The 17,647-nt window shown below is 61.3% G+C and carries 16 protein-coding genes; 2 read left to right on the forward strand and 14 right to left on the reverse strand.

Features of this window, described 5'->3' with window-relative positions:
• Nucleotides 1-84: 84 nt before the first annotated feature.
• The 11 genes from DXD77_RS08400 to idi all read right to left on the reverse strand — a co-directional run bounded on the left by DXD77_RS08400 (nucleotide 85) and on the right by idi (nucleotide 12,618).
• A complete protein-coding gene (locus tag DXD77_RS08400) occupies nucleotides 85-1,512 on the reverse strand; it encodes a M20/M25/M40 family metallo-hydrolase (RefSeq protein WP_117564373.1) in 1,428 nt (475 codons plus the stop codon).
• Nucleotides 1,513-1,584: 72 nt separating this feature from the next.
• The gene (locus DXD77_RS08405; RefSeq protein WP_117564372.1) at nucleotides 1,585-2,370 is read right to left on the reverse strand and encodes an amino acid ABC transporter ATP-binding protein; all 786 of its coding nucleotides are present in this window, start codon (nucleotides 2,368-2,370) and stop codon (nucleotides 1,585-1,587) included.
• Between the two features lie 22 nt (nucleotides 2,371-2,392).
• Nucleotides 2,393-3,541 (reverse strand): amino acid ABC transporter permease, encoded by a 1,149-nt coding sequence (locus tag DXD77_RS08410; RefSeq protein WP_117648410.1) that lies wholly within the window; start codon nucleotides 3,539-3,541, stop codon nucleotides 2,393-2,395.
• Between the two features lie 9 nt (nucleotides 3,542-3,550).
• The gene (locus tag DXD77_RS08415; protein WP_117648411.1) at nucleotides 3,551-4,477 is read right to left on the reverse strand and encodes a transporter substrate-binding domain-containing protein; all 927 of its coding nucleotides are present in this window, start codon (nucleotides 4,475-4,477) and stop codon (nucleotides 3,551-3,553) included.
• Nucleotides 4,478-4,735: 258 nt separating this feature from the next.
• Nucleotides 4,736-5,629, reverse strand: a complete 894-nt coding sequence (locus tag DXD77_RS08420) for an aldose 1-epimerase family protein (protein WP_117648412.1) — start codon at nucleotides 5,627-5,629, stop codon at nucleotides 4,736-4,738.
• Between the two features lie 79 nt (nucleotides 5,630-5,708).
• Nucleotides 5,709-6,578, reverse strand: coding sequence for a hypothetical protein (locus tag DXD77_RS08425; protein WP_117648413.1), 870 nt, complete (start codon nucleotides 6,576-6,578; stop codon nucleotides 5,709-5,711).
• A 201-nt stretch (nucleotides 6,579-6,779) separates the two neighbouring features.
• Nucleotides 6,780-7,643, reverse strand: a complete 864-nt coding sequence (locus DXD77_RS08430; protein ID WP_158549121.1) for a MerR family transcriptional regulator — start codon at nucleotides 7,641-7,643, stop codon at nucleotides 6,780-6,782.
• Nucleotides 7,644-7,735: 92 nt separating this feature from the next.
• Nucleotides 7,736-8,314, reverse strand: coding sequence for a UbiX family flavin prenyltransferase (locus DXD77_RS08435; protein ID WP_055252424.1), 579 nt, complete (start codon nucleotides 8,312-8,314; stop codon nucleotides 7,736-7,738).
• A 33-nt stretch (nucleotides 8,315-8,347) separates the two neighbouring features.
• The gene (locus DXD77_RS08440; RefSeq protein ID WP_117648415.1) at nucleotides 8,348-9,835 is read right to left on the reverse strand and encodes a UbiD family decarboxylase; all 1,488 of its coding nucleotides are present in this window, start codon (nucleotides 9,833-9,835) and stop codon (nucleotides 8,348-8,350) included.
• A gap of 141 nt (nucleotides 9,836-9,976) precedes the next feature.
• Nucleotides 9,977-11,434, reverse strand: a complete 1,458-nt coding sequence (locus DXD77_RS08445) for an SLC13 family permease (RefSeq protein ID WP_199409026.1) — start codon at nucleotides 11,432-11,434, stop codon at nucleotides 9,977-9,979.
• A 242-nt stretch (nucleotides 11,435-11,676) separates the two neighbouring features.
• Nucleotides 11,677-12,618: an isopentenyl-diphosphate Delta-isomerase gene (gene idi / locus DXD77_RS08450; RefSeq protein ID WP_158549122.1), complete on the reverse strand. Its 942-nt coding sequence runs from the start codon at nucleotides 12,616-12,618 to the stop codon at nucleotides 11,677-11,679.
• 158 nt (nucleotides 12,619-12,776) lie between these two features.
• Here idi and DXD77_RS08455 point away from each other — a divergent pair, with 158 nt between their 5' ends.
• Both DXD77_RS08455 and DXD77_RS08460 read left to right on the forward strand, forming a co-directional pair.
• Nucleotides 12,777-14,021, forward strand: a complete 1,245-nt coding sequence (locus DXD77_RS08455) for an MFS transporter (RefSeq protein ID WP_233506780.1) — start codon at nucleotides 12,777-12,779, stop codon at nucleotides 14,019-14,021.
• A 51-nt stretch (nucleotides 14,022-14,072) separates the two neighbouring features.
• Entirely contained in the window at nucleotides 14,073-14,519 is a 447-nt protein-coding gene (locus tag DXD77_RS08460) for a low molecular weight protein-tyrosine-phosphatase (RefSeq protein ID WP_199407907.1), read from the forward strand.
• A gap of 141 nt (nucleotides 14,520-14,660) precedes the next feature.
• On the opposite strand, the gene DXD77_RS08465 is transcribed toward DXD77_RS08460, so the two are convergent.
• The 3 genes from DXD77_RS08465 to DXD77_RS08475 all read right to left on the reverse strand — a co-directional run bounded on the left by DXD77_RS08465 (nucleotide 14,661) and on the right by DXD77_RS08475 (nucleotide 17,410).
• Nucleotides 14,661-16,040 carry an ATP-binding protein gene (locus DXD77_RS08465; RefSeq protein ID WP_199407906.1) on the reverse strand — a complete coding sequence of 460 codons (1,380 nt, stop codon included), beginning with the start codon at nucleotides 16,038-16,040 and terminating at the stop codon, nucleotides 14,661-14,663.
• A 223-nt stretch (nucleotides 16,041-16,263) separates the two neighbouring features.
• Entirely contained in the window at nucleotides 16,264-16,593 is a 330-nt protein-coding gene (locus tag DXD77_RS08470) for a TIGR04076 family protein (RefSeq protein ID WP_192934641.1), read from the reverse strand.
• Nucleotides 16,586-17,410: a PfkB family carbohydrate kinase gene (locus DXD77_RS08475; RefSeq protein WP_117564361.1), complete on the reverse strand. Its 825-nt coding sequence runs from the start codon at nucleotides 17,408-17,410 to the stop codon at nucleotides 16,586-16,588. The genes DXD77_RS08470 and DXD77_RS08475 overlap by 8 nt, the downstream gene beginning before the upstream one ends.
• Nucleotides 17,411-17,647 lie beyond the last annotated feature (237 nt).

Below are 17,647 nucleotides of genomic sequence, written 5' to 3' on the forward strand. Positions count from 1 at the left end.
TGCCCTACCGGGAGTAGCCCCGACGGTTGACAAAACTATAGGAACACCCAACGGCTAACAAAGGGACTGTCGCTTTGTCACATTCTAGAGCGTTTGAAGCAGAGCGATGAAAAAGCGTACGCCCTGGAGGTAGGCGCGGCGGGTGATGCGCTCGTTGGTGCCGTGGACACCGCGCTCGCACTCGTCATCGTCTACCACAAAGGCCGAGAAGCGAATGCACTCGGGGCAAATGCGCTGGTAGTTGGCAGCATCGGTCGCGCCAATCACGGTCGAGGGAACGATACCGATAGGAGCTCCGCCCGCCGCTGATGATCCGTTTTCCTCCGTCCCCTCTGGATCACGGAAATAGCGGGCGGCGATGGCGCGGACGGTCTCGAGTCCCGGTCCGCCGATGCGCGGAGACGGCGAGGGTTCGGAGCTGCCAGGACCGAGCTCGATCTCGACACGGTCGGCGAGCCCCGCCTCGGCAACGGCGACGCGGCAGCAGGCCACGACATCGGCCACACTCGTGCCCTCGAGCATGCGGAAATTGATATTGGCCCACATATCCTGCGGCATCACGTTAGCACCGGTGCTACCGCCCTCGATTTGGGTCGGTGCACAGGTGGTGGTCACGAGCGGATAGAGCTTCTTGCTGGCGAGGCACTCGCGCACGATGGCGTCCTTGTTGGAAGCAATCTCGTCGGCCGTGTAGAGCTCCAGCTCGACGAGCTGTGCGGCAAGCAGGTCCGTGACGCGCGTCGGCCACTCGATATCGCAGATTGCGGTGATGGCACGGCTCAACACCTCGAGCGACGTGCCGCCGTAGGGGTTGGAAGAATGCCCACCCGCGCTCTTTGTCTTGAGCACAATGTCGGCATAACCCTTCTCAGCCAGGTCGGCGTGCATGAGCCAACCCTCGCCCGCGTTGTACTCGGCAGCCGAAACAATACGGTAGTCACCCTCGTCGATCAGATATTCAAGTTCAACACCGCGCTCCTCGAGCACGCGGCCGATAGCTCCAGCGCCGTACTGCGTGGTTTCCTCGTCCTGGCCAAAGGCGAGCAACAGCGAACGCTTGTGCTCCCAGCCGTGCGCCAACGCATACTCAACCGCCTCGAGAATGCCTGCGACCTGATCCTTCATGTCGATAGCACCGCGACCCCAAATGTAGGTGTCGTCCACCTGTCCGCTAAAGGGGGCGTGCGTCCAGTCGGCCTCGGTACCCGGCACCACGGGGACCACGTCCATGTGGCCCATGAGCATGACGGGTTTGAGGGCGGAGTCGGAACCGCCAAGCGTCACCAACAGCGAACGGCCGACAAGCTCGACCTCGCCCGCCGCAAATACGTGCGGCCAGGCCTGCTGCATATACGCGCGCAGGTCGCCGAAGGGCTGCCAATCCACCGCCTCGGCATCCATGCTCGAAATGGTCGGAAACGACAGCACGCGGCCCAAGCGCTCGCACGCGCCGGCCTCGTCTATATCGGCAAAATCGTCCTCATGCGCAAAGAAGCGCCAAACCTCGGCCATGACATCCTTTCGATTGTGACGACAAAGGCCGCCCCACGGGAGCGGCCCTGCAACGTAAGCGTTTGCGGTCGGTTATTTGTCCTCGAGATAGCGAGAGAGGAACTCACGAGTGCGCTGGTGTTTGGGGTTGCCGAAGAGCTCGGCCGGCGCGGCATCCTCGAGCACCACGCCCTTGTCCATAAAGACCACGCGGTCGGACACCGTGCGGGCAAAGGCCATCTCGTGCGTGACGACGACCATGGTCATGCCGTCGGCCGCGAGCTTGCGCATGACCTCGAGCACCTCGCCCACGATCTCGGGGTCGAGCGCTGAGGTCGGCTCGTCAAACAGCATGATCTGCGGATTCATGCACAGGGCACGAGCGATGGCCACGCGCTGCTTTTGGCCACCGGACAGGCGACCCACGGCGGCGTGCGCGAACTTTTCGAGTCCCACACTCGCCAGATGCTCCATCGCGACCTTCTCGGCCTCGGCCTTGCTCATCTTTTTGAGCGTGACGGGCGCGAGCGTGCAGTTGTCGAGCACATCCATGTTGTTGAACAGGTTAAAGCCCTGGAACACCATGCCGATGTCCTCGCGGAGTTTATTGATATTGCAGCGCTCGGCCGTAAGGTCCTGGCCGTGGAACCAGATGTGGCCCGCGTCCGGGGTCTCGAGCAGGTTGAGGCAGCGCAGAAAGGTCGATTTGCCCGAACCCGAAGCACCGATGATGGTGACGACCTCGCCGGGATTGACGGACAAGTCGATACCCTTGAGCACCTCGAGCGAGCCGAAGCTCTTGCGCAGGCCCTCGACGCGGATGAGTGACTCTTTAGTTTGTGCGGCGGCCGCGGTGCCGGTAGTGGCGGTATCTGCCATGATGATTCTCCTCGTCTTAAGCCTAGTTAGAGCTGGGCAGCGTGGCAGGAGCCTCGGCGCCGAGCTTTTTGCCAAAGGCCTCGAGCAGGCGGCCTGCCACGAACGTCAGGATCAGGTAGACCACGAGCGCCACGCAGTAGACCTCCATCTGGCGGTAGTACACGCCGGCGACGGTGGTGGTGGCGTACATGAGGTCGAACACGCCGATGACCGAGAGCACCGACGAGTCCTTGATGTTGATGATGAGCTCGTTGGTGAGCGCCGGGATCGCGTTTTTAATACCCTGAGGGAACACGACCTTGCGCATAGCCTGCCACTGCGACAGGCCCAGCGAGCGCGCTGCCTCGGCCTGGCCGGGATCGATGGACTCGATGCCGCCGCGCAGGACCTCCATCATGTAGGCGGTAGAGTTGAGCGAGATGGTGACGAGGCCGGCGGTGAAGGTACTCCAGATCTGGTTGGCCTGGGCGGTCTCGAAGCCCATGCCGCGCAGAACGGTAAAGCCCGCGTAATAGATGAGCAGGCCCTGGACCATCATGGGCGTGCCGCGCACGACGGTGGAATAGACGGTCGCAAAGCCTCGGCCAATGCTCTTAAAGAAGCGCACCAGGTCGTTGTCGACGCGATCGAAGGTCTGGGTGCGCAAGAACACAAAGAGCAGCGCCAAGAAGAAGGCGATGACCGTGCCGAGGGTGGCAAGCGCGATGGTGATCTCGATACCGCGGATAAAGAAGTCGCCGCTCTTGTAGGTCATGTAGACCAAGCTCGACAGAAAGTCGCTGGGATTGGAGTCCGAGACAATGCTCACCTGCACCAGGTCGACAAACGACATGACGCAGCGGTCGATAAAGAAGATCGCCGCGATGGCAACCACGACATAGCTGCCCAGGCGCGCGCCGCGACGGCAACGCTCAGATGCAAACGGCGACGTTTCGCGATAGTCGTTCCAGTGTATGAGCTTGGTGACGAGCGCCGCCGCCGACACGACGAGCCAGGCCCAAAGGATTACCCAGAGGCAGTCTTGGAACACGCCCGTGGGCGCCAAGAAGCTCAGCGGCGTTGGGTTGCGCTGGCTAAACGCCAGACCGAGCGCCGCGATAACGCTCGTGCCCAGGTACACATAACGGTGGTCGGCCTTGATAAAGGAGGCCAGACGATTGATGCCTTTCATGCTGCCTCCCTATGCCGGCTGACGGTCGAGGCACGCGTCCCACATTTGGTCGCGCTCCTCTTGGCTAATGCCCTTGAGTGTCTTGTCGATGAGCTTAAGCAGTTTGTCCGAGCCCTTGCGGCAACCGACATTTGCCGTGACCTCCTGCTTAAAGCCCTCGCCCTCGGCAAAGCGAATGGGCACGATGCCCGGGTTTTGGGCCATATAGCCCTTCTCGTTTTCGGTGTTGTAGGTCACAGCGTCACAAGTGCCCTGCAGCAGATTCGAGAACACCGTGGGGACCGAATCGACCGGGTTCTTGTGCACAACGTCCGGAATCTCGTCGATGACGGTATCGAGCATGGTGTCCTTTTGGCCGAGCACCGTGGCACCGCTGAAGTCGCCGAGCTTGGTGGCGTTTTGGTAGGGCGAGCCCTCTTTTACGAACAGGCCAAAGTAGCCAATGAAGTACGGGTCGGAAAAGCCGACGGACTCCTCGCGCTCGGGCGTGGCGCTCATGCCGGCGATGATGAGGTCAATCTGGCCGTTGTTGAGCGAGTCGATAAGGCCCGAGAAGCTCTGCTTGACGGCAACGGGCTCGCCGCCGAGAGCCTTGCAGACGATCTTGGCGATCTGCACGTCGTAGCCATCGGCGTAGGCTCCCTGCACGTTATCGATGGGGATCGTGAACTCGCTGGCCTCGGAAACCTGCCAGTTGTACGGGGCGTAGGCCGCCTCCATGCCAATGCGGATCTTATCCTTGCCGATCACAGAATCGGACAGGTCGTCGCGACCGCCGCCCGTCGTGGACTGAACTACTTCCAGCGTGGAGGGACGCTGGCAGCCGGCAAGTGCGCCGGCGACGACAGAAGCGCTCGCAGCGAGAGCGCTACCCAAAAAGATGCGACGGCTGCATACCGGCTGGGCCTGCATGTCGCGCTGTTGTCGAGATTGCATCTGGTGCCTTCCCAATTTCGTTTTGCTGACAATAAGACAGGATATACGCCCGCAACCAGCAGCGCGGCATGTGCGCGAAAAATTAATAGACACACGAGGACGATTGGCGCAAAGCAACCTGTCCCCCCATGCACCACTTGGCATGAAAAAGGCAAGGCATAGACCTTCTGGTCATGCCTTGCCTTTTGAATGACAAATTGTCGCTCTGGGTGGTGCGCAGCGTCGACCGGTCCGCCGTTCGTCAGAACGGCGGAACCTCTAGAGCAAGGTGACGCTAAAGCTGCGGACGTCCGTCTCGCCCGGCGCCAGCGTGATGGTGTTGACCTTGTGCTCAAAGACATCGTCCTCGGTGTCCATGGTGGTATGACCGGTCCAGGGCTCGAGCGCCACAAACGGAGCATCGTTGGCGGCAGACCACACGCCGATGTACTTAAAACCCTCAAAGTCGATCTTGACGCCGTGGCCCGACTTGCGGCCGCGCAGTGTGAGCGTGGAGCCCGGAGTATCGGTGAACATGATGGCGTCGTTATCGAAGCTGCGGTGCGTGATGGGCAGCACGTCCGAGTTATCGGGGGCCTTGTAGCTACCCTCGAACGTCATAAGACCGTCGGGCGTGATGATGGGGGCCTCGTTAGTCCAAGCCTCGGTAAACGCCAGCTCGTAATCCTCGAACGCCTCGTCTTCGGCACCGGGGGCGGGCACGTTAAATGCAGGGTGACCGCCTACCGAGAACGGCAGGTCCACGTCGCCGGTATTGGTGACGGCAAAGGTCTGCGTGAGGGTGGCGTCGCCGGTCAAGGCATAGGTCATGCTGAGCTTAAAGTGGAACGGGAACGCCTTGAGCGACTCGGGCGTGTCGGTGATCTCGTACGTTACCGAGGAGCCGTCCTCCGAAACCTCGACCAGCTTGTGTTCGACGATGCGCGCGAGTCCGTGGCGCGGCATCTCGCAGGTGCCGGCCGCAGACGTCGCCGTGTTGTTGCGCAGCGAGCCCACAATGGGGAACAGGATGGGCGCATGCTTGCCCCAAAAGGCGGGGTCGCCCTGCCACAGATACTCGTTGCCGTTGAGGGCAAGGCTCGTGAGCTGGGCACCCATGGAATCGATGGCCGCGGTGAGGCCGCCGCGCTTGATGGTAATGACGGTGGACATGCTACTTCCTCCAATAGTAAACAACGGTGTCGAGGGCTATTGTCCCACTCTTGGCGGCGGGGTTGAGCGACAGGTGCAGTTATTGAGCAATAGCGTAAAGGTCAAACCCGCCCTGCGGCGTGCTATCGACCGTATCGGGCGCCTGTGAATTAAAACTCACCGGAACCATGCGCTTTGAGGCACGGTAACGCGTGCCGTCGGTGGCGACGGGCGGCTCATCGACCGTGAGCTCGTAGTCGCCGGGCTTGAGCTCGATGCCGTCACCTTCGGAATTGACGTATTGGTACTCGTCGATCGCTTGCCCCTTGAGCGTGCGACCCACGATATGGACGAGCATCTGGCTGTCGCCGCGCGCGGTGTCCCACGTCGCGCCGTCCTTGACCTCGACCGATACATGCACCGAGCGCGTGCGGCCGAGCGATTGTTCGACGGACATCTCGACCTTGGCGGCGTCTTTTCGTTGTTGTTCAACATGGCTCCAGACGTTTCCAATTACCGAGCATGCGATAACGCCGGCCATGAAGGCGATGAGGATGGGGCCGAGCGGAGAGCGACGGCCCGCGTCCTCCTCGCGAGCCAGGTCGGGGCGACGTGTGGGCGCGGGTGCTTGGGCACCCTGCGAGGGCACGTCGAGAATGCTGAAGGATGCCGTACTGCCGGGGTCGATGTTATGGCGCGGCTGCGGGATCTTGGCCGGCGAGATGGACATGTCCGCCGGCTCACCGAGTGTGGTCGTGGCATCGGCCTTTGCCTCGTCGGCATCGGCCTGGGCCCAAGCCTGCTCAAAGGTCAGAGGCTCGGCGGCATCGGAGGCGGCGTCAGGCTCGACAGCAGCATCGTTGCCGGCCTCGTCCTCGTCGCTCGACACGTCACGCGGCGCGGGCTCGTCCCACTCCTCGTCCGGAGCCTCGCCCTCGCTATACCACCATTCAAAGTTATCGATATCCATACGGGGCGCCCCTTAAGCCTCGCAAATAAACACTTGCCAGCCTTATACCCCCAGATGGCACGGGAGCTCGCCGGCACAGACAGGAAAAGCGTCACAACATTCGACGCTTTTCCTCGTTTTCGAGATTTTCATCGAATGTTGTGACGGTTTGGGCAGCAGCCACACCACGAATGTGACGAAGGAGCAGTCCCCTTGTCACATCTAGAGGGCGACGGGGATTTGGATGCAGCAGAAGTCCTCTTGGTGGGACTCGTCGTAGCTCGTGGTATCGAGGTAGCAAAAGTCGAAAGCGTTGCCGATGGGCTGGAGCGCGTGCTTGTCCATGCAGGCCACGACGGCGCGGATGCCCTCGGGCTCGTACGGCATGCCCCAGCGGCTCATGCACAGGTATGTGCCCTCGGGCAGCACTTCGATGCCGATCTCTGCCAGCTCGGCAGCGTCGCTCGGCAGCAACTCCTCGGCACCGCGCGGTAGCACGGCAAAGGAGCCGGCGCCGGCGATGGGGTCGTCGGAATGCAGCGCCTCGCGACGCAGCATGGCGCCCCAGCCGCGCATGGGACGCGTGCCCGTCAGCGTACGCATGCGCAGAATCGCCCGCATGAGCGTGGGGTGCAGCATCGAGCGGCCACGCTCGATATCGCCCGGAAACTCCTCAAAGACCACGTAGCGACGCTCAAACTGCTTGAGCTCCGGCTTGCCCTCCCGCTCGCGCCAGTAAACTGCCTCGTCGTAAAAGCTCAGACGCTCCTGCACGCTCGCACGCTCGGCTTTGAGCTCGGCGATCTGCTCGTCGAGCGCCTGCACCCGTGAGCGCAGGTGATCGGTCATCTCGCCAATGTCGAACGTCGAGGTCAGACGGTCGATCTCGTCGAGTTCGAGCCCCAGGTCGCGCAGCATGCAGATCAGACGCATGAGCGGGATCTGCGTGGGCGAATAGAAACGGTAGCCTTTTTCGTTAACCACGGCGGGCTTAAACAGGCCGATCTTGTCGTAGTAGATGAGCGTTTGGCGCGAAACGTTAAACAAACTCGCCATCTCGCTAATCGCATACATGCCCGTCTGCATAGGTCCTCCCGACACATCCTTTTTGCGCACAAAGCCCGCCGCCCACAGGGGCATCGGGCTCAAACACTACTCGTATCCTACCCTAAAGACGCCTATGACCAGCGCTTATAGTTTGCGCATGACACGCCGACGGCCTCGAGCGCCTTGGCGGCGATGTGGTGCACCGCGTCATCGAGCGTGGCGGGGCCGTTGTAAAACGTGAGCATGGGCGGCATGAGCATGACGCCCGGTACGCGCGCAAGGCGCGCCATGTTGTCGACATGAATGGCGCTGAAGGGCGTCTCGCGCACCATGAGCACCAGGCGGCGCTGCTCTTTCATCTGCACGTCGGCCGCACGCAGCAACAGATTGTCGCTGTAGCCGCTCGCGATGCCGGCGAGCGTCTTCATGGAGCACGGGGCCACGATCATGCCGTCGACCGGATAGGTGCCGCTTGCGATGGCGGCGCCGATGTTCTTGTTGTCGTAGACCACATCGGCATGCGTGGCAAACTCGTCGAGCGTCATGCCGAGCTCCTGCTCGATGGTGATCTCTCCCCCGCGCGTGACGACAAGCGCCGACTCGGCACCTGCCTGGCGCAGGCATTTGAGGCACTCAAGACCCAGCGCGGCACCGCTGGCGCCAGACACGCCAACGACAATGCGACGGGGACGGACAGAAGACTCAGGCATGACGGCTCCTTAACTACTTGGTAGGGCTACTTACTAGAAAGCAATCTCCTTGGCCCACTTGTCTGTGTCGATCTCCATGAACTGCGAGCGAATGAAGTTCTTCTTGAGGTCGAACGGGACCGTGCAGTCGAAGATGGCCTTGCAGGCGATGCCGTGCTCGCGGATCGTGGGGTCGAACGCGGGGTCGTTGGACGGATCGAGCACGTGGCAGTGGCAACCGGGGATGGTGATGAGGTCCACGTCGGCCTGGAAGCGCGTGGTCATGGCCCACATCACGTCGCTCATATCGAAGATATCGACATCCTCGTCAACAAGGATGACGTGCTTGAGCTCGGAGAATGCCGAGAAGGCGAGCATGGCGGCGTTGCGCTGACGGCCCTCGTCATTTTTGCTCGACTTCTTGAACTGCATGATGGCAACGAACTTGCCGCCGCCGCAGGGGGCAGCGTGGACGTTGAGCAGGCGGCCCGGGATGGCGGTCTCGACCATCTTGTAGATGGATGCCTCGGTGGGGATGCCGGCCATGGACACGTGCTCGTGCGAGGGACCGATGCAGCTCTCCATGATGGGATTGACGCGCGTGGTGACGGCGGTGATCTTGATCACCGGGCAGACCTTGGCGCCACCGGTGTAGCCGGGGAACTCGGGCATGGCGTAGCCGTGGCCGTTGACGTCCTCGTTGATGGTCTCGTCGTGCATGAGGTAGCCCTCGAGCACATACTCGGCATTGGCGATGCACTTCTGCGGAACGGTGACGCAGTCGGCAAGCTCGACGGCGTGGCCGCGCAGGGCGCCGGCGATCTGCAGCTCGTTAAAGCCGAGCGGCGTGGTGGGCGCCTCGAAGCCACAGCACATGTACACGGCGGGGTCCAGACCGATGGAGATGGAGATGGGCATGTCTTCGCCGCGCTGGCAGTACTCGTCAAAGAACGCGCCAAGGTGACGGCTGCCCGGAGTGATCCACATGGCGAGCTTGTCCTTGTCGACGCAGGAGAAGCGGTGGATGGTCACGTCGGACTGGGAGCCGTCGGGGCTCGTGCCATAAGCGAGGCCCATGGTGATGTAGGGGCCGCCGTCGACGGGCGTGTTGGTGGGAGCGGGAACGATCTTGCGCAGGTCAAAGCCCTCGTCGGTCGCCTTGTACACGACCTCTTGGCAGTCGACGTGCGCACCCTCGGCGATCTGCTCGGGCGCGATCAGGTTCTCGAAGCGCTTGCCGATCTCGAGGCCCAGGTGCTCCTCGTCGAGGTCGAGCAGGGCGGCAACGCGCTTGCGGCTGGCAAGCATGCCGATGCAGACCTTGGCATCGTCAAAGCCCTTGACGTTGTTGAAGACCATCGCCGGGCCCTCTTTGGTCGGACGCATAACGGTGCCGCCGGCACCGACGCGACGATAGACGCCCGAGACCTCGGCGTCCGCGTCGACCTGGGTGTCGGTCTCGAGCAGCTGGCCCGGCATCTCGCGCAAAAAGTCGAGCGCGGAGCGCAGATCGTGGATCTGGGAAGCATCGGTAGTGGACATAGCGTGCTCCTTTCGGGAGAGTGTCCGGCGGCGGGAGTGCCGCCGGCTTGGTAACGTAATGGGGCCGCAGCGCTCATAGATGGGGCGCTCGGGCACTCGCAGTTCAAGCACTCGGCTAATTACAGCCAAGCACTCGACTGCTTACATCAGGCCAAAGAGGTGGAACCAGGCGGCCTCGACCAGCACGACGATAAAGACGACCGCAGTGAGGGGAATGCCCATGCGCATAGCCTCTTTGGAGGTGTAGCCGCCAGCGTCCTTGCCCTCGCCGATAAGGATCGGCAGGTTATGGAACGGCAGGATGTAGTGGATGTTGATGGACGTAAAGACGATGAGCGCCACGGCGAGCGGGCTCACGCTGGAGCCGGCCGCAAAGCTGATGAACGCCGGCACGCACACGCCGAGCACGGCCATGACCGAGCCCATGAACATGTGGATGATCATGGAAAGCGCGGCGACGAGCAGGGCGAACAGGAAGATGTTCTCGGGCACGGAGCTGGGAAGCACGACATCGGCGATCCAGGCGTTCATGCCGGTGGCACCGCCCACGGAACCCACGGCCATGGCGGCCGTCAGGAACATGAGGGACTTGATGTCGACAGCGTTCCAGCTGGCGGGAGTGAGGACTTCGCCGATGATGGGCATGGCGAGAGCAACGCCAATGGCCAGGGTGACCCAGCCGATATAGTCGCCCGAGACGGTGAGCCACAGCGCGATGGCGATGACAAGCCACACGATGGTGCGGATCTCCTTGACGGAGAGCTTGCCGAGCGCGGCCTGCTTGGCCACGATCTGCTCGCGATCGTAGACGAGCTCCTTGCTGGGCTTAAAGAGGAAAAGGCCCAGGAACAGGGTGCACAGCAGCGCAACCAGCATAGGCACGCTCATGTACAGGAACCAGTCGACGAAGGACGGGCTCATGCCGCCGGCCTCGGCACTGTACTGCGCAACGAGTGGGTTAAGCGTGGAGTCGCCCGTCAGGAAGAACATGGAACCCGGGGCGGCAGCGGCAAACACGAGGAAGCCGAGCTTGCCCTTGTCGTCGTCACCGTAGCCGGCGGACTCGGCAATGACCGAGACGACGGCGAGAATGAGGAAGGCGCGGGGGAACGGATGCGGGATCAGCAGCGACAGCACAAAAGTGAGCGCGAAGATCGAGATGATGAGCGACTTGGCGTCGCGCACGAACTTGAGCATGAACGCATAGGCGATACGCTCGCCCAGGCCCGACTCCTTGACCGCGCTGGCGATGAGGTAGGCGCCGATAACGAGCCACATGGTGGCCTTGGTCCACGAGCTAAACGTGGAGGCGACCGTCGCCGAGACGCTCGCGGCGCCCGTGTCGTCCACGCACACCTTAAACAGAACGAGCAGCGCGCAATAGAGCAGGCCCACAAAGCCCGGCTGTGCCACGCCACACGCCCAGAACACCACCGTGGCAAGCGTCAACGCCAGACAGGTCTGACCGCCGGCCGTAAGCTCGACCGTCGAGCTCAGCTCCGCCAAAGGAAGAAACTTCACCAGCAAAAAGACAACGATACCCAGCACAAAGCCAATTTCGCGCTTGGTGATCTTAAACGCCTTCTTTTCCGCTTCCATCTCCCCACCTTTCTTGTTGGGGGCGCTCCGGATTCGCAGCCACGTTGCCGCTTAAAAAGGGGCGCCCGTTATCGGACACCCCTTACGTTGCGCTGTGTTGCGGCAATACAGTCAAGCGAGATTTTTTGGATGAGAAGCGCCCCTCTGGACAAAAACCGTCACAACATTCGACACTTTTCCTCGTTTTCGAGATTTTTGCCGAATGTTGTGAGGGTTTGGATGTGACAAAGGGACTGTCTTTTTTACATAGCGAGGACCGTGCGAATGGATGGGTCGCCGAGAGCCTCACGGAGCCAGGGAGCCAGCTGCTCGGGATGGCCTTGCAGGTAGCCTTTGAGCTCGGAGGGCGCCACGCGACGCACCTCCGAGATCTCCTCTTGGTTGATATGCAGCTCGCCCGGATGGACATGGGCCGCGAAGACCTCACACCATTCGCACTCGCAGCGGCCGTCGCCGTGGTCCTCGCGGTACACCACGTGTCCGAGGTGCTTGAGCTGATCGGGATCGCGCATAATGCCAAGCTCTTCGTTGATGCGGCGCGCCGTGGCGGCCGCGACGTCTTCCCCGGGGAGCGGATGGCCGGCGCAGCTATCGGCCAGCACCCCGCCCCACAGGTGCTTGAGCGGACTGCGACGACAGAGCAGCAGGCGCGCGTCTTCGCCCTGGCCCTCGACCAAAAGCGTCAGAAATGCCTGATGCAGGATGCCCTCACCAGTATGGGCCTCGATGCGGTCGACGGGGCCAAGCGCCTCGCCGGTCGCAGCATCGACCGCCACGACCTCGGCGCCCGCGCCGCCCTCATCCCAGCCGGCGCGCAGAATGCGGGCTGCGGCTTCCTCGAGCGCGGCGATGAGCTCCTTGGTGGTGTCGAGCACGCGCTGCAGGTCGTCACCGCTCGCTTGTTCAACATGAAAACCCGTGCTTGCAACTACCGGCACGCCAAAGCGCGTGGCCAGCGCCGCCGCGATATCGTGCGCCGGGATCTCGTCTCGATGGCACGGAACGGCCAGGATGCTCACCGTTGCCGTACGGCCGGGCTCGGGGCGCGGAATGGCCTGCGCCGTGGCGCCCAGGTGCGCAAACTCCGGCGAGCAGGCGTACACCGCCATGCCTCGCGGCGTCACCGTCAGCTGGGCCTCGAGCGCAAACTTGCCCTCGCCCACTGCAACCTTTGTCGTGTGCATACCCATGGGATCTCCTGCCGCCCGCGATGTACCTGAGACCATCTTCGCCTGTATTGCGACTATACAGGCAAGCCCTCCATGTGACAAAGGGACTGCCCCTTTGTCACATTCTGTTAGAGTTGCAGGGATTGAATCCCGCTTATTCATGCGACATTGGAGTGACAACCTTGACCGCCGCAACCACGCCTAAAAGTAAGCCAACCGCCGCCGCGCTCTCCCCCGCGCGCACCAAGCTCTGCCTGGCGCTGCTCGTGCTGTTGGGATTCTCGCTCGGCTGCTCCGAGTTCGTGGTCATCGGCATCGAAAGCGACTTGGCAACGGAACTCGGCATCTCGCTTGCCACCGCGGGCCAGCTCATCAGCGTGTTCGCGCTCGTCTACGCTATCGCTACGCCGGTGCTTGCGCTCAGCACGGGGCGATTCCGCCGCTACCAGCTGCTCGTGTGCTACAGCATCGTCTTTGTGCTCGGCAACCTGGTCATGGCGTTGGCGCCCAACTTCCAGGTGCTCTTTATCTCGCGCATTGTCCTGGGCTCCGTCTCGGGCGCACTGCTCGCCGTGGGCGTGACGTACATCCCTGAGCTGCTATCCCCGCAGCAAACTTCGCTTGCCATCTCGGTGGTGTACGGTGCGTTTTCCGTGGCGATGGTCTTTGTCACTTCGATCGGCAAGTTTGTGGCCGACACGCTCGATTGGCACGTGGCCATGTACGGCACGCTGACCTTTGCCGTTCTGATCTGCGGAGCGCTCGTGGCGTTTATGCCGCGCGCCGGGCAGACCGACGAGCCTGCCACCTTCCGCGAGCAGGCGGGGCTGCTGCGCGAGCCGAGCATCATCACCGGCATGCTCATCTTCTTGTTTGGCGTGGGGTCGGTCTACGTTTTCTACGGTTACGTGACGCCTTATCTGGAGCAGGTGCTGGGCATGGGCACGGTCGAAGCCAGTACCACGCTCATGGCCTACGGCGTGTTCTGCCTGATCTCGAACATCCTGGGCGGATGGATCGATGCGCGCTTTGGCATGAAGGCGCTGCTTGTGACGTTTGTGCTGCAGGCTGCGGCGTTACTCGGGCTGTTTGCCGTAGGCGGCACCATGCCGCTCGCGCTGGCCTTTGTCTTTAGCTTGGCGCTGCTCATGTACCTGTTCTCGGTGTCGTGCATCACGCACTTTATGGACGTGGCACGCAGCCGCCATCCCAAGTCGATGGTACTCGCAAGTTCGGTTGAGCCCATGGCGTTTAACGTCGGTATTTCGTTTGGCACCGCAGTGGGCGGCGCCGTGGTAAGCAGCATTGGCATTGCGTACGTGGGCGCAGTGGGCGCCGCGTTCTCGCTTGTGGCCTGGATGCTCACGCTGGTGACGATCAAGTTGGCTCGCTGGGAGCGCAGGCGGGCGAGGGCATAGGCGTAGATGCGATACTCGAGCTCGATGATGGCGATCGAAAGGAAACCGCATATGCAACGTGTACTGTTTATCTGTCATGGAAATATCTGCCGCTCGACGATGGCTGAATCGGTGTTTACCGAGTTGGTGCGCCGCGCCGGACGCGAGGGTGAGTTTGCCATCGACTCCGCCGCGACGTCGACCGAGGAGATCGGCAACCCGCCGCATCATGGCACCGTTGCCAAGCTGCGCGAGGTCGGGATTCCCGTCGTCGCGCATCGCGCTCGTCAGGTGCGCCGCGCGGAGTATGGCGACTGGGACCACATGGTCTATATGGATAACGAGAACACCCGCGGCTTGCAGCGCATCTTTAGCAAGGACCCCGAGGGCAAGATCTCTCGCCTGCTCGATTGGACCAATCGCCCCGGCGACGTGGCCGACCCTTGGTACACCGGCAATTTCGATGCCACCTACCGCGATGTGCTCGCCGGCTGCACCGCCATGCTCGAGCAGCTGTAGGTTCGCGAGTGCACGGGCCGCGCCATCGGTATACACCCAGCGTGGATCATCTCCCACTTTGAGCGTTCAAGCGCGCTTAAAACGGGAGAAAATCCACGCTCGGCGGGAGGGACTGTCCCTTTGTCGCATTCGGAACTGACCCTAGACAGGTTTGACCTCCAGCTTTATCCCCTCGGCACGGAAGTCGCCCAAAACATCCGAAAGGGTCCAAGTCGCATACAGAGGCAGATAGAGAACGGCGCCGTCGCGCTCAACGTTGCCTCTCGAGAAAACAATCCCGCGCTTTACGCCATACTCGGCCGTTTCAAGCACATGGCCCAACGCGGCGTGCGCATGGTAATACGTCCCCGATTTAACCTCGATGGGCACGGCCGTTCCATCCGGGCCGTCGATCACGAAATCGACCTCGCCCCGTTTCTTGGTCTGGTAGTAATACAGCCCCCTTCCCTGGGCAGCCAGCTGCTGAGCCACTGCGTTTTCGTACACGCCGCCGAGGTTGGGCTCCTTGCTGTCGAGGTACGCCGCCTGGGCGACCCCGATAGGATAACGGGCCATCAGCATCCCGATATCGGACTGGTACAGCTTGAACTGGGACGGTCGCGCTGTCTTAAGCAGTGGGGACTTGGGCTCGGTCACGATGTCGGTCTTGAGAGCGACGCCGGCATCGACAAGCCAGACAAAATCTCGCTGGTATTTCTCGTAATGCGCCTTGGGATCTATGGAGTTGAGCACGAAACGCTTGTTCTCGCCCTCCAGCATGACGGGCAGTTGGTCGAAGATGCTCTGCACCTGAAGTGCGCGCCCGTTCGCGTATTTTGAGATATCCCGACGGTATTGCCCGTTCAGCTCGGACTGGAGCTGGCGGACGGATGCAAAATCACCCTGCGTGTCGAGGAATCGCTGCACGACTTCCGGCATACCGCCGACGACGATATAGGTCCTGAAGTTTGCCATCATTGCGTCGTGAATATAACCAGGAACCGGTGTCTCGTTGCGGCACGCATCGCAAATCGAGCGCCGCGCCTCTTCGCTCACCCCGATCGCCCAGCTGAACTCCTCAAAATCCAGCGGAAACATCTTGAGTTCATGGACATACCCCACGGGATAGGACCTGACGCCTTTGAATTGGGTCCCGAGCATGGATCCCGAGAACGCCCAGCGGCAACGACCGTCCTCGACAAGGAACTTGGCCATCGTCATGATGTCCGGTGCCTCCTGCACCTCATCGATAAACACGAGGGTCTCGCCCGGAGCAATCGGCTTTCCCGAAAGAAGCGTCACCCTGCTAATGAAATCATCGGCATCTCGCGCCTCGAGCAGAGCGTCCCTTGCCTGGCGGTTTTCCGCGAGATTGAGCTCGATATAGGCTGCGTAGTTTGACTTACCGAATTCGCGAATCGAGTAGCTCTTGCCGATTTGGCGAGAACCCGTGACGAACAGCGCCTTTCGTTCGATGGATCTCTGCCAACGATTAAGCTCGTCTGCGATTTTCCTGCGCAACATAAGCTCTCCCTTCGCCACGATAAATGAAATGCAGAAATTTATATCGACTATTATCAATGAAATGCAGAAATTTTTAGTACTGAAATCGGATGAAATGCAGAAATTTGACCTTACTCGCATACAGAATATAGACGAGAGCGCATGAGCGGGATCAGGATTCCCGTCGCTGCAAATCGAGCGAGGATTTTCTCCCATTTTGAGCGCGAAATTGCGCCCAAAGTGGGAGAAAATCCTCGCTCGGCTACTCGTCGACGATCTCGGCAAGCCAGACGTTGAGGGTGTCGACCTCGGGACAGCAGAACTTTGCCGTACCAGGCTCGTTGCCAGGCACGGTTCCGCCATAGCGCAGGATATCAATATAGGGAAAGCCCACATGGCAGGCCATGGCGCACATCTTGCCGCGGTCTCGGTCGAAGTCAAAGACGTCGCCCGGCTTGTGACCATGGTGGCAGCGACACGCACCCAGCTGGTCCACGCAGCTCACGCGGATACGCGGACGCTTGCCACGCGGCGCGCCGAGCGGCTTGTTCTCGCCCGCAGGCTTGACGCCGCCCTCGCCAGCATTACTCATGGTCAATCACATCCAGGCAGGCCTCGATGGGCAGGCCGGCAGACTTATCCTCCTGCGCAGCATTGCGCTCGATAAGCTCGGCCACCACGCGCATGGCATCGGCCGTGGCGCGCTGAAGCGTCCAACCGCTCATCACGCGACCCATAAGCACGGCCGAGAACGTATCGCCCGTACCCGGGAAGTACACCGGGATCAGCTCGAAGGGGATCGTGAAGTACTCCCCCGCCACATGGTCGTAACCGATAACCGCGTTCGTGCCATTGACCACGGCGCTCGTAATGACCACCGACTTGGCACCCAGCTCGCGCACGGCGTCCACAAGGGCGCGGGCCTCATCGGGCGTGATCTGTTCTGCAATAGGCGTATCGGTGAGCAGACAGGCCTCGGTGTAGTTGGGCACCGCGTAGTCTGCGCACTCCAGCAGGTGCCGCATAAGGCCAATCGTGGACTCGGGCACACCGGCATAGAGCTTGCCGTTGTCGCCCATGATGGGGTCGACGAACACCTTGGTGCCCTTTTGCGCACGGCGGTGGCAAAAGTCCGAGATGATACGCGTCTCTTCCTCGGTCACGATAAAGCCGGTCGAGATGGCGTCAAACTCAAAGCCGAGCTCCTCCCAGATAGCGAGGCTTTGACGCACGTACTCGGTGGTGTCGTGGATGTAGAACTTGGGGTAGTTGAGCGTGTCGGAAACGAGCGCTGTCGGCAGGTTATGGATACGGTAGCCCATGTGCGACAGCACCGGCAGCATGGCAGAAAGCGCGACCTTGCCGTAGCCGCACATATCGTTAATCAGCAGCAGCTGAGTGTTCTTCATGAGTGTCCCCCCTTGGGTCGGGCATGGCGCGACGGCACCACAGTGCAACCAAGTGTAGCGCAGTGCAATCCAGGTCTTGCCTTCGGATGTAAGACCAAGTTTGGGCGCTATTTTGTTCTTAGAATTTTTCTGATGCTTCTTATTGCAGAAACTTGGCCTTAGAAGGCTTTGCACATGGTGCAAAGTAGCCTGCCACCCTTGCACCAATCAAAATCAATTCGGTACCTTGACAATCAG

Origin of the sequence: Collinsella sp. TM09-10AT (genome assembly GCF_003436275.1) — a bacterium.
In the GTDB taxonomy this organism is placed as follows: Bacteria; Actinomycetota; Coriobacteriia; order Coriobacteriales; family Coriobacteriaceae; genus Collinsella.